Annotated in this window: 12 protein-coding genes; 6 read left to right on the forward strand and 6 right to left on the reverse strand. The window is 60.8% G+C overall.

What is annotated here, in order from left to right:
- Window positions 1-8 precede the first annotated feature (8 nt).
- A complete protein-coding gene (locus PspTeo4_RS21615; protein ID WP_322365912.1) occupies window positions 9-227 on the forward strand; it encodes a PA3496 family putative envelope integrity protein in 219 nt (72 codons plus the stop codon).
- On the opposite strand, the gene PspTeo4_RS21620 is transcribed toward PspTeo4_RS21615, so the two are convergent.
- On the reverse strand, window positions 169-1131 hold the full coding sequence (locus PspTeo4_RS21620; protein WP_322365913.1) for a LysR family transcriptional regulator: 963 nt from the start codon (window positions 1129-1131) through the stop codon (window positions 169-171). The genes PspTeo4_RS21615 and PspTeo4_RS21620 overlap by 59 nt on opposite strands.
- Before the next feature lie 189 nt (window positions 1132-1320).
- On the opposite strand from PspTeo4_RS21620, the gene PspTeo4_RS21625 reads away from it, so the two are divergent.
- The 4 genes from PspTeo4_RS21625 (at window position 1321) to PspTeo4_RS21640 (ending at window position 6373) form a co-directional block, all read left to right on the forward strand.
- Window positions 1321-2736: an acetyl-CoA carboxylase biotin carboxylase subunit gene (locus tag PspTeo4_RS21625; RefSeq protein WP_023383079.1), complete on the forward strand. Its 1416-nt coding sequence runs from the start codon at window positions 1321-1323 to the stop codon at window positions 2734-2736.
- A gap of 11 nt (window positions 2737-2747) precedes the next feature.
- Window positions 2748-4556, forward strand: coding sequence for a sodium-extruding oxaloacetate decarboxylase subunit alpha (gene oadA / locus PspTeo4_RS21630; RefSeq protein WP_322365914.1), 1809 nt, complete (start codon window positions 2748-2750; stop codon window positions 4554-4556).
- A 216-nt stretch (window positions 4557-4772) separates the two neighbouring features.
- Complete coding sequence (locus tag PspTeo4_RS21635) at window positions 4773-6098, forward strand: type II toxin-antitoxin system HipA family toxin (RefSeq protein WP_322365915.1); 1326 nt, start codon at window positions 4773-4775, stop codon at window positions 6096-6098.
- Window positions 6095-6373 carry a helix-turn-helix transcriptional regulator gene (locus tag PspTeo4_RS21640; RefSeq protein WP_322365916.1) on the forward strand — a complete coding sequence of 93 codons (279 nt, stop codon included), beginning with the start codon at window positions 6095-6097 and terminating at the stop codon, window positions 6371-6373. Before PspTeo4_RS21635 ends, PspTeo4_RS21640 begins: the two co-directional genes overlap by 4 nt.
- Window positions 6374-6423: 50 nt before the next feature.
- On the opposite strand, the gene PspTeo4_RS21645 is transcribed toward PspTeo4_RS21640, so the two are convergent.
- The 3 genes from PspTeo4_RS21645 to PspTeo4_RS21655 are packed head-to-tail and all read right to left on the reverse strand — an operon-like array spanning window position 6424 to window position 8190.
- A complete protein-coding gene (locus PspTeo4_RS21645; RefSeq protein ID WP_322365917.1) occupies window positions 6424-7095 on the reverse strand; it encodes a GNAT family protein in 672 nt (223 codons plus the stop codon).
- A gap of 7 nt (window positions 7096-7102) precedes the next feature.
- Entirely contained in the window at window positions 7103-7549 is a 447-nt protein-coding gene (locus tag PspTeo4_RS21650) for a GNAT family N-acetyltransferase (RefSeq protein WP_322365918.1), read from the reverse strand.
- A gap of 11 nt (window positions 7550-7560) precedes the next feature.
- A complete protein-coding gene (locus PspTeo4_RS21655) occupies window positions 7561-8190 on the reverse strand; it encodes an FMN-binding negative transcriptional regulator (RefSeq protein ID WP_322365919.1) in 630 nt (209 codons plus the stop codon).
- 89 nt (window positions 8191-8279) lie between these two features.
- Here PspTeo4_RS21655 and PspTeo4_RS21660 point away from each other — a divergent pair, with 89 nt between their 5' ends.
- Complete coding sequence (locus tag PspTeo4_RS21660; RefSeq protein ID WP_322365920.1) at window positions 8280-9818, forward strand: PLP-dependent aminotransferase family protein; 1539 nt, start codon at window positions 8280-8282, stop codon at window positions 9816-9818.
- 61 nt (window positions 9819-9879) lie between these two features.
- On the opposite strand, the gene PspTeo4_RS21665 is transcribed toward PspTeo4_RS21660, so the two are convergent.
- Window positions 9880-10983 carry a polyamine ABC transporter substrate-binding protein gene (locus tag PspTeo4_RS21665; RefSeq protein ID WP_322365921.1) on the reverse strand — a complete coding sequence of 368 codons (1104 nt, stop codon included), beginning with the start codon at window positions 10981-10983 and terminating at the stop codon, window positions 9880-9882.
- On the reverse strand, window positions 10983-12026 hold the full coding sequence (locus PspTeo4_RS21670) for a histone deacetylase family protein (RefSeq protein WP_322365922.1): 1044 nt from the start codon (window positions 12024-12026) through the stop codon (window positions 10983-10985). Before PspTeo4_RS21670 ends, PspTeo4_RS21665 begins: the two co-directional genes overlap by 1 nt.
- Window positions 12027-12092 lie beyond the last annotated feature (66 nt).

The raw sequence follows: 12092 nt of genomic DNA on the forward strand, positions 1-12092 counted from the left end.
GACAGGCAATGGCTCGTGACTACGACGGTACGTACCAACCCAACGCCAAGGCTCGCAAGCAGCAGGAAAAAGATCAGCGCCGCATGGAATATCGTCGCGCGATCGAGAGCTACTGCGACCAACGTCAATTGCTCCGCGACCTGGCGGATTACCCCGAACTGCAAGAGCTCACGGTGTGGCAGGCGTCGGCGGCAGTTTCCCCGAAAAACGCTCCACAAGCGCGCTGATCAACGCACGTTCGCTGCGGATGAACGCCAAAAACGCCAAGGCCACCGGCGACTGCCGCTTGGCCTTTGACTGCACTACGCACCAGCTGCGGTACAGGGGCAACTCTTCGACCGGCAGCTCCTTCAGCACCCCCGTGGCAAGCTCCAGATTCAGCGCATGGCGGGTCAGCAAGGCGATGCCAAGACCTGCGATCACGCATTCGCGCTGGGCGTCGGCAGAGGCGACTTCAAGGGTCTGGGTGAAGTGCACGCGCTTGTCCTTGAAGTACTCCTCGCAGGCCTTGCGCGTGCCTGAGCCTTGTTCACGGACCAGCAGGGTATGAGGCTCAAGGTCCTGCAAACGCAAGTGTTCGAGCTTGCACAGCGGGTGGTCCGGGGGAGCCACGGCGACGATCGGGTTGTTGAGGAACGGCAGGAACTCCAGGCCCATGTCCTGCGGCACCATCGACATGATGATCAGGTCGTCGCGATTGTCCGAAAGGCGCCGGATCGCCTGGGCACGGTTGACCACCGTGAGGGTCAGGTTGACCTCCGGGTGACGTTGCTTGAAGGCGGCGAACAGGTGTGGCACGAAGTACTTGGCGCTGGACTCGATCGCCAGCTTCAACTGCCCCTGCAGTGAACCCTGCATGTCCGACAGCTGCATGTCGAGGCTTTCCAGCCGGCCGAAGATATCCCGGCTGGCGCGCTGCAAGGCTTCGGCCGCCTCGGTCAGGTAAAGCTTCTTGCCGACATACTCGAACAATGGCTGGCCGATCAGCTCTTCCAGCTGGCGAATCTGTAGACTAACGGCGGGTTGCGTCAGCGCCATCTCCTCCGCCGCCCGGCTGTACGAGCGCAGATCACACACCTCGTTGAAGATCTGCAGTTGACGCAAAGTCATACGCATCAAGGACTTACGCATTTTTATCCGGGCTCCGGCAAAACCTTGTTACTGCACTATAAGCTTTTGCTAATACTGCCTCTAACAAATATTGATTTTTGTTTATCGTCCTTCAGCGCTAGGGTGAATACGCGACTGGCCAACAACGTCTGGTCACGCGCCGACCGGTAGAACCGGCTCGTCTGTTCCTACGGCTTTGGGAAGACTCCAGTGATAAAAAAAATCCTGATCGCCAACCGGGGTGAAATCGCAGTTCGGATCGTGCGTGCTTGCGCCGAGATGGGCATTCGCTCGGTTGCGATCTATTCCGACGCCGACCGTCATGCCTTGCACGTCAAGCGCGCCGATGAGGCCTACAGCATTGGTGCCGAGCCGCTGGCCGGTTATCTGAACCCGCGCAAGCTGGTCAACCTGGCTGTGGAAACTGGCTGCGATGCCCTGCACCCGGGTTACGGTTTCCTGTCGGAAAACGCTGAACTGGCAGAGATCTGCGCTGAGCGCGGAATCAAGTTCATCGGGCCGGCAGCCGATGTCATTCGCCGCATGGGCGACAAGACCGAAGCGCGCCGCACCATGATCGCCGCTGGCGTGCCGGTGACCCCAGGCACCGAAGGCAACGTTGCCGACATTCATGAAGCGCTGAGCGAAGGCGACCGCATCGGTTACCCGGTCATGCTCAAGGCCACCTCCGGCGGTGGCGGCCGCGGTATTCGCCGCTGCAACAGCCGTGAAGAGCTGGAACAGAACTTCCCTCGGGTTATCTCCGAAGCCACCAAAGCTTTCGGTTCGGCCGAAGTGTTCCTGGAAAAGTGCATCGTCAACCCAAAGCACATCGAAGCGCAAATCCTCGGTGACAGCTTCGGCAATGTCGTGCACCTGTTCGAGCGCGACTGCTCGATCCAGCGCCGTAACCAGAAGCTCATCGAAATTGCCCCAAGCCCGCAACTGACCCCTGAACAGCGCGCCTACATCGGTGACCTGGCAGTGCGTGCGGCCAAGGCGGTGAACTACGAAAACGCTGGTACCGTGGAGTTCCTGCTCGCCGATGGCGAGGTGTACTTCATGGAGATGAACACCCGGGTGCAGGTGGAACACACCATCACCGAGGAAATCACCGGCATCGACATCGTCCGTGAACAGATCCGCATCGCCTCGGGCTTGCCTCTTTCGGTCAAGCAGGAAGATATCCAGCACCGCGGCTATGCCTTGCAGTTCCGTATCAACGCCGAAGACCCGAAGAACAACTTCCTGCCAAGCTTCGGCAAGATCACCCGTTACTACGCCCCCGGCGGCCCGGGCGTGCGCACCGATACGGCGATCTACACCGGCTACACCATTCCACCGTTCTATGACTCGATGTGCCTGAAACTGGTGGTGTGGGCGCTGACCTGGGAAGAAGCCATGGACCGTGGCCTGCGGGCCCTGGATGACATGCGCGTGCAGGGGGTGAAGACCACCGCTGCGTACTACCAGGAAATCCTGCGCAATCCGGAATTCCGTAGCGGCCAGTTCAATACCAGCTTCGTGGAAAGCCACCCGGAACTGACCAACTACTCGATCAAGCGCAAACCCGAAGAGCTAGCCCTGGCCATCGCCGCCGCCATCGCCGCCCACGCAGGCCTGTGAGGAACTCCATAATGTCCAAGAAAATTCACGTAACCGACACGATCCTGCGCGACGCCCACCAGTCCCTGCTGGCTACCCGCATGCGTACCGAAGACATGCTGCCGATCTGCGACAAGCTCGACAAGGTCGGCTACTGGTCGCTGGAAGTCTGGGGCGGTGCCACCTTCGACGCCTGTGTACGCTTCCTCAAGGAAGACCCGTGGGAGCGCCTGCGCAAGCTGCGTGCCGCGCTGCCCAATACCCGTCTGCAGATGCTGCTGCGCGGCCAGAACCTGCTGGGCTACCGCCACTACAGCGATGACGTGGTCAAGGCTTTCGTGGCCAAGGCGGCGGTCAACGGTATCGACGTGTTCCGCATCTTCGACGCCATGAACGACGTGCGTAACCTGCGTGTGGCCATCGAAGCGGTCAAGGCTGCGGGCAAGCATGCCCAGGGCACCATCGCCTACACCACCAGCCCAGTGCACACCATCGACGCGTTCGTCGCCCAGGCCAAGCAGATGGAAGCCATGGGTTGCGACTCGGTGGCGATCAAGGACATGGCCGGCCTGCTGACCCCGTTCGCCACGGGCGAGCTGGTCAAGGCACTGAAGGCCGAGCAGTCGCTGCCGGTGTTCATCCACTCCCACGACACCGCCGGCCTGGCCGCCATGTGCCAGCTCAAGGCAGTCGAAAACGGTGCCGACCACATCGACACCGCCATCTCCAGCTTCGCCTGGGGCACCAGCCACCCGGGCACCGAGTCGATGGTTGCCGCGCTCAAGGGCAGCGAGTTCGACACCGGTCTGGACCTGGAGCTGCTGCAGGAAATCGGCCTGTACTTCTATGCCGTGCGCAAGAAGTACCACCAGTTCGAAAGCGAATTCACCGCGGTGGACACCCGCGTGCAGGTCAACCAGGTGCCGGGCGGCATGATTTCCAACCTGGCCAACCAGCTTAAGGAGCAGGGCGCGCTCAACCGCATGAACGAAGTGCTGGCTGAGATCCCGCGTGTGCGCGAAGACCTCGGCTTCCCGCCGCTGGTTACCCCGACTTCGCAGATCGTCGGCACCCAGGCGTTCTTCAACGTACTGGCTGGCGAGCGCTACAAGACCATCACCAACGAAGTGAAGCTGTACCTGCAAGGCGGTTATGGCAAGGCACCAGGTGTGGTGAGCGAGCAGCTGCGTCGCCAGGCCATCGGCAGCGAAGAAGTGATCGACGTTCGCCCGGCTGACCTGCTGAAGCCGGAAATGGCCAAGCTGCGTGAAGACATCGGTGCCCTGGCGCGCTGCGAGGAAGACGTACTGACGTTCGCCATGTTCCCGGACATTGGCCGCAAGTTCCTCGAAGAACGTGAAGCCGGCACCCTGGTACCAGAAGCCTTGCTGCCGATTCCGGAAGCTGGCGCTGTGGCTTCGCATGGCGGCGAAGGCGTGCCGACCGAGTTCGTCATCGACGTGCACGGCGAAACCTACCGCGTCGATATCACCGGTGTGGGCGTCAAGGCCGAAGGCAAGCGTCACTTCTACCTGTCGATCGACGGCATGCCGGAAGAAGTGGTGTTCGAGCCGCTCAACGAGTTCGTCAGCGGTGGCGGTAGCAAGCGCAAGCAGGCCAGCGCACCGGGCCACATCAGCACCACCATGCCAGGCAACATCGTCGATGTGCTGGTCAAGGAAGGCGATGTGGTCAAGGCCGGCCAGGCCGTACTGATCACCGAAGCCATGAAGATGGAGACCGAAGTGCAGGCAGCCATTGCTGGCAAGGTCGTGGCCATCCACGTGGCCAAGGGCGACCGTGTAACGCCGGGTGAGATCCTGATCGAGATCGAAGGCTGAGATAAGCCTTCATCTACAAGCGGTTAACCTCTGGGGAGCGGATGCTCCCCTTTTTTTATTTATATAGGTGCATTTTAGTGCAGATGATAGGTATGAAGACGGTCTGTTTCTGCACTAAAATACAGATGTGAGATGGATCCGAAAGAAAATCTGCACTATGCTGCAGATCGATTGCTGAAGGTGGTCGAAAACATGCAGTAAATTGCAGGTGACCAAATGTATAGACTCACACTCCAGCTACATGACCAAGGTCAGTGGCACGATGCTATTGCCATCGCCTTTGCCGAGCCGGAAAGAAGCTTTTCCAGCCCCTGCGAGTTCGGATACACATCCAACTATGTCAAAACCAATCTTAATGCGTACGACAGCGTGTTCTGCCAGGCGGCCAGCGCCAAGCTGCCGGTGGACTTTGGCTCCCATCGTCTGTCGCATGCTCCCGCATTCCTATACGACATCGCGCCTTCAGGAGCTGCCAAGCGTTTTCTGATGAGGCATATCGGTCGTGAGAAACCGACCGGCATGGGGGAAGACTTGTTTCTGCTGGGGCGCTCCACCCCGGCCCCGATTGGCAATCTGCGCATCAAGGAGTCGGCTGAGTTACTGGACCTTGCGGACCCCATCGGTTTTACCCGCCAGGATGTCATAACTCGCGATCAACGTTTTCTGGAATATGCCTATGAGCAGGGAGCGGCCATAGGTGGCGCGACGGGCGCAGGAGGGGAAGCGCCAAAGCTGTTGATGACCGAAGGTGAAAGCGGCCAGCTTTATCCGGACGCGGTGCTCGCCGATGAAGAGGCCCGTCGCCACTGGTTCATCAAGTTCGCCAGAAACCAGGCCTTGGCCGATGATCAGGATATCCTGCGGGCCGAGTATCTGTATTACAGGGCGTTGCAGCAGCTTGGCATCGAGACAGTGGCCAGTGAACACATGGCGCTGGAAGAGGGAATCAAGCCCAGCCTCTGGGTGGAACGCTTCGACCGCCAGGTTGGCGCTCAGGGGGTACAGCGCTTTGCCGTGGAATCGATGTATTCCTTGTGTGGTGTCACCGAACCCGGTAGCCGGATGATGCATCTGGAAGTGATCGAGACGCTCGTCGGTTTGTGGAAGACGGTCGGGCAGGGTAGAGAGGTTCCTGATCTGATTGCTGACTACCTGCGGCGCGACCTAATCAACAAGATCCTGGGTAACGCCGATAACCATGGGCGTAATACAGCGATCATTCGCACCCGTGACAAGGTGCGTCTCGCACCGATTTACGACCTGGCGCCGATGGTGATGGATCAGGAAGGGATAACCAGAACGACGAAGTGGCCCGCCTCAATCGAAAGAGCAGGCGAAATCGACTGGCGGGCAGTCTGTGTTGCGTTAGCTGAGTTCATCGATCCGGACGAGGCTTACCAGCGTTTGCGGCAGGAAGCCCGGAACCTGTTGGCATTGCCGGATATCCTGTCCGGCCTTGGGCTACCTGAGGCAGTGATGAATCACCCGGCGATCGCGCTGGGCAAGCTTGAACGCCGGATGGCGGAATGGGGGTTGGCATGACGGTTTCCATCGATGCCCGAGGTCTGATGATCGATGGCGTGCGTGAAGGCATTGCCGACGGAACAATCGAGTTGGGTGCTGGTGTTCGCCGCCTGCGCGTGGAGGTTGCAAAGATGCAGCAGACCCAGTTTGCGCGGATGTGCAAGATTTCCGTGCGAACGCTGATTCAGATCGAACAGGGGGACAGTAACCCCACGCTCAAGTCGTTGAACGCGGTATTCAAACCATTCGGTTTGCAGATGGGTGTCGTCAAGCGCGCGAGCCAGATCAGATAGTTTCTCTTACACCGACCGCGGGCCTGCCAGCCCGTGATCGGTCATGGATATTAACCTCTGCGGCATGCTTCCAAGGTCTGAACCTGTCCTTCAGGTCGCTGGTTGTCTTCGCTCAACCACCGCTCGAACCCGGCAGCCACCTGTGGCCACTCATCATCGGTAATCGAGTACCAAGCCGTGTCCCGGTTGTGGTCCTTCACCACCAGGTGCTTGCGGAACACCCCTTCGAACTGGAATCCGAACCGCTCCGCTGCGCGCTTGGAGCGGGCGTTGGCGTTGTTGCATTTCCACTCCAGGCGGCGGTTGCCCAGCTCGAAGCCGAGTTTGCCTAGCAGATACACCGCTTCGGTGCCCTTTGGCGTGCGCTGCATGGCGGCGCCGAAGGCGATGTGGCCAATTTCGATGCGGCCATGGTCGGGCACGATCGACATCAGGCTGAGAATGCCTTGGGCCTGGCCGGAGCGGCGGTCGATGACGGTGTAGAAGAACGGGTCGCGGCCTGCTGCGTTACCCTCCAGCCAGCGGTCGAAGGCGCTGCGTTCGCTGAAGGGCCCATAAGGCAGGTAGTCCCACAACACCGGGTCCGAGCCCGGCCCTTGCAGCACCTCCCACAGGTCGTCGCCATGTCGGGCCGGGTCGAGCTTTTCCAGGCGGATGAAACGGCCGTCGATGGGCTCGGCCGTTGGGGTTGCGGCGGGTTTCCAGTTCAATGCGTCGGTCATGGTCGGCTTACAACCCTTTGCGGAATTGGATGAAGCCCGGGCGCTCGGCAACCTGCTGATACAGGCTGATGGCGGTGGCGTTGGTTTCGTGGGTCAGCCAGTGCACCTTGATGCAGCCTGCTGCCTTGGCCGTGGCATACACGTGTTCGATCAGCTGGCGGCCGATGCCCAGGCCGCGCTGGTTGCTGTCCACGTACAGGTCCTGCAGGTAGCAGGAGTTCTCGATGCTCCAGTTGGAACGATGATAGATCCAGTTGACCATCCCGACCGCCTTGCCATCGACCCAGGCCAGCGCCGAGTGGGTAGGCTCGCTTGGGTCGAGCAGGCGCTGCCAGGTGCTGGCGCTGACCGCTTCGGGCAATTCGGTTTCATAGAAGCGCAGATAGGCCTGCCACAAGGCGAGCCAGGCAGAATGGTCACTGGCGCTGACGGGGCGCAGGGTAACGCTGGTCATGGGCTTTTCCTTCAGAGTTGGCGCATGTGCGCCGCGAGTTGGTTGTCCAGGTAATCGGTGCTGTTGCCAAGGCCTTCGCGCACGCCAGCGATATCCTCGGCCGAGCGGTTCTGACTGAGCTTTCGCGCACCCTGCAGGCGGGCGATGGGCATACGGATGCCAACGATGGCGCGGAGCATGCCTTCGAGGTAGTCGGCGGGGGCCTCGGCCACCTTCCAGGGCTCGCTGCGGCCCTGTTCGTGACGGTTGGTCAGGCGAGTGACGATGTCCAGCAGAGGTGCGGCGTCGTGGATGACCTCGACTGCGCCATAAGCATGCACTGCCAGGTAATTCCAGGTCGGCACCACCTTGGGGTTGTCGGCCTTGCTGGGGTAGTAGCTTGGGCTGACATAGGCATCGGCCCCCGGGAACACCAGCAGTGCCTCGCCGCCTTGCTCCAAGTCCTGCCATTGGCGATTGGCCCGGGCAAGATGGGCATAGACCGTGCCGAACTCGCCTTCACCGCGTTCAATGAGCACGGGCAGATGCGTGGCCAGCATGCCGTGCTCGCCATGGCTGACCAGCAAGGCCAGGCGTGTGTCGAGCATATGCTGGTGCAGGCGATCGAGGTCGTGTTCCTGATGGGGCTTGCTGTTGTACATGGCAGGTTCCTTGTCGAATGGCTCCATCCTAGGCAGGCTATTGGTTCTGAGTAAGAGCCATTAGCAGCTGATTTCATAGGTCCAATACCATGAGCGAGCGTCCCCTCGTATTGCCTTTCGACCCAACCGGCATCGTCCTCGACCGACGCCGTGGGCTTAGCCAGCAGCTTTATCAAGCACTGCGGGCAAGGGTGCTCGATGGGCGGTTGAGCAGTGGCACGCGCCTGCCAGCGACTCGAGACCTGGCGGCCATGCTGGCGCTTTCGCGCAACAGCGTGGTGCGTGCCTATGACCAGTTGTATGCCGAGGGCTACATCGAAAGCCGGGTAGGGGATGGCACCTATGTGAGCCGGCTGCCGAAACTATCCACACAACTATCCACAGGGTTATCCCTGGGTTTATCAACAGGGTTATCCACATTTTCATCAGAAAATACTGAGGATTTATCCAGCGACGAGCGCTCCAGCGAGCCGCTTGAGCGTCTGAAAAATAACCATTTGCCACCTCCAAGAAGTGGCGCTCCGCGTGCATTTCGGGTGGGTATTCCGGCCTTCGACCTTTTCCCGTTTGACGTGTGGGCCAAGCTGCAAGCGGGTTTCTGGCGCAATCCAGACCCGGCCCGGCTCGGTTACGGGGACCCGGCCGGCGAACCAGTTCTGCGGGAGCTGGTGGCGGCCTATATGCGTCGTTCCCGAGGGCTTTCGTGTACGGCTGAACAAATTGTGATCACCAGTGGTGCGCAGCAGGCCATTAGCCTTTGTGCACAGTTGCTGTTGCATCCCGGCGACGGAGTGGCTGTGGAAAACCCCGGTTACCGGGCTGCAGGTCATGCCTTCGCCGTGGCAGGAGGGAAGGTGATTGGGGTTGCGGTGGATGAAGAGGGCTTGGATTGCCAGCAGTTGGGGCAGTTGGCGGATTGCCGGTTGGTCTACGTGACGCCAGCTCACCAATACCCCACAGGTGTGACCATGAGCCTGGCGCGGCGGCTGGCCTTGCTGGCCTGGGCTGAACGCAACGATGGCTGGATCATCGAAGACGACTATGACGGTGAGTACCGCTACAGCGGTGCACCGTTGGCCCCCTTGGCGGCCCTCGATAAGCAGGGGCGGGTGCTGTATGTCGGCACCTTCGGCAAGATTGCATTTCCGGCCTTGCGACTGGGTTACCTGGTATTGCCCACGCGGCTGGTGGAAGCCTTCAGTCAGGGGCGCGCGTTGGCGGTTCGTCACTCGGAAGTGGGAACGCAGTGCGTGATGGCTGAGTTCATGGCCCAAGGGCATTTCCAGCGGCATATCCGGCGGATGCGGCGGGCGGCGTTGAGCCGGCGCAATGTGCTGAAGGCGGGGTGGCCTGTGGGTATTCCAGGTCTGGGCTCAATGCCGGAAGTGGCTGCCGGGCTGCACGTCAAGGTGGATGTGGATAACTATGCGCGGGAGCAGGAGTTGGTGGCCAGGGCTGAGGTGGTGGGGGTTGAGGTCAATCCGTTGAGCAGTTACTGGCTGGAGGACAGCGAGGTGCCTGTGGATAAGCGAGCGGGGTTGGTGCTGGGGTTTGCGGCGGTGCCGGAGGGGGAGATTGCCGAGGCGCTGATGCGGTTGCGCAAGGCTTGGCGGCCTGTTCGCGGGTGAACCCGCTCCCACAGAACTGTACAAATCCTGTGGGAGCGGGTTCACCCGCGAAGCATCCAACTCAGGTCCCGGACTTGATCCGTGTCCAGGCCCGCGTCCGTGCCCGTTCCGCATCCCGTGGCAGCGGTTTGAGGGTATACAGCTTGGCCATCGCCTCAGCCGTCGGATACAGGTTGGGGTTGTTGCGAATTGCCGGGCTGACTTTCTCGGTCGCGTCCTTGTTCGGGTTCGGATACCCGACAAAGTCACTGATCGGTGCAATCACCTCTGGGCGCAGCAGGTAATTGATGAACGTGTGGGCATCTTCCGGGTTGGCCGCATTTTTCGGTATCGCCAGCATGTCGAACCAGATCGGCGCACCTTCCTTCGGCAGGCGCATGTCGACCACCACCCCGTTCTTGGCATCGCGAGCACGGTTGGCGGCCTGGGAGAAGCTGCCCGAATAACCCACCGCTACGCAGATGTCGCCGTTGGCGATATCCGCCATGTACTTCGAGGAATGGAAGTAGGTGATGTGCGGGCGGATCTTCAGCAGCAATGCTTCTGCTTTCTTGTAGTCGTCAGGCTTGCCGCTGTTGGGGTCCAGGCCCAGGTACTGCAAGGCCAGGGGCAGAATCTCCGACGGCGAATCGAGCAGCGCAACGCCACACTGCTTGAGCTTGGCGATGTTCTCTTCCTTGAAGATCAGGTCCCAGCTGTCGACAGGGGCGTTGTCGCCCAGCGCTGCCTTGACCTTGTCCGGGTTGAAGCCGATCAGGACAGTGCCGTACATGTAGGGCACGGCAAACTTGTTGCCAGGGTCGTTGGCCTCGATCAGTTTCATCAGGGCCGGGTCCAGGTGTTGCCAGTTCGGCAGCTTGGCGCGATCCAGCGGCTGGAACACACCGGCCTCGATCTGCTTGGCCAGGAACACGTTGGACGGCACCACCACGTCATAGCCGGAGTTACCGGTCAGCAACTTGGCTTCCAGCGCCTCGTTGGTGTCGAAGATGTCGTAGATCAGTTTTACGCCACTGTCCTTCTGAAAGTCGGTCAAGGTCTGCGGCGTGATGTAATCGAACCAGTTGTATACGCGCAGGGTCCGCTGTTCGGCCTGGGCGTGGAGGGCGCCGGTGAACAGCGTGGTGGCGATGAGCGGGGCGAGCAGACGCTTGAGTCGAACCATTAACGAGCTCCTGGCTGAGCGCGCTGGAAGCCTTCCAGCACATTGACCGCGTTGATACCGATTTCCTCCACAGCGTAGCCGCCTTCCATCACGAACAGGGTCGGCTTGCCCAGGGCGGCGATGCGCTTGCCCATTTCCAGGTAGTCCGGGCTGTCCAGCTTGAACTGGGAGATCGGGTCGTCCTTGAAGGTGTCCACGCCGAGGGAAACCACCAGCACATCGGCGTCGTAGCTGGCGATGCGCTGGCAGGCGTCTTCCAGCGCAGCGCTCCAGGCACCCCAGTCACTGCCTGCGGGCAGGGGATAGTTGATGTTGCACCCTTCGCCTGCGCCTTCACCGGTTTCGTCGGCGTAGCCGAGGAAGAACGGGAATTCGTCCTGCGGATCGCCGTGGATCGAGGCGAAGAACACGTCATTGCGCTGGTAGAAGATGTCCTGGGTGCCGTTGCCGTGGTGGTAGTCGACATCCAGGATGGCCACTTTGGCGCGCCCTTGGTCGAGGAAGGCTTGGGCAGCAATTGCGGCGTTGTTCAGGTAGCAATAGCCGCCCATGACTTCGGCAGCGGCGTGATGCCCTGGTGGGCGGCACAGGGCGAAGGCTGAGTGGGCGCCTTGCTGGATGGCCGCCTGGGCGGTGAGGGCAACCTGGGCAGCGCTGTAGGCAGCCTGCCAGGTGCCGGCGGTAATGGGGGCGCCGGCGTCGAAACTGTAGTAGCCCAACTCACCGTGCAGGCCGGTGGGTTTGACCTGGCGCAGGGTGCGCGCTGGCCAGGTGAAGGGCAGCAGGTCGCCTTCGTGGCCCAGTGCGGCCCAGCGGGCCCAGGCACCCTCGAAGAAGTCGAGGTACTCGGTGCTGTGGATACGTTGCAGTGGAGCGCGGCCAAAGTCGGTCGGGCCTTGGACCTCGCCGAGATTGCGCTTTTTCACCTGATCGAGCACATGGTCGGCGCGCGATGGCATTTCAAAGCAGGGCATCAGCTTGCCGTCGATCAGCTCGCAGCGGCCGTGGTGAAGGCGGTGATCATCGGAATAGATCGTCAGCATTGTTGTTCTCCGGTTTTACTGGCGTGGGCCCATTGTCACGGGCAGGCCTTGAGTGGAGAACGACGC

This window comes from Pseudomonas sp. Teo4 (genome assembly GCF_034387475.1).
In the GTDB taxonomy this organism is placed as follows: domain Bacteria; phylum Pseudomonadota; class Gammaproteobacteria; order Pseudomonadales; family Pseudomonadaceae; genus Aquipseudomonas.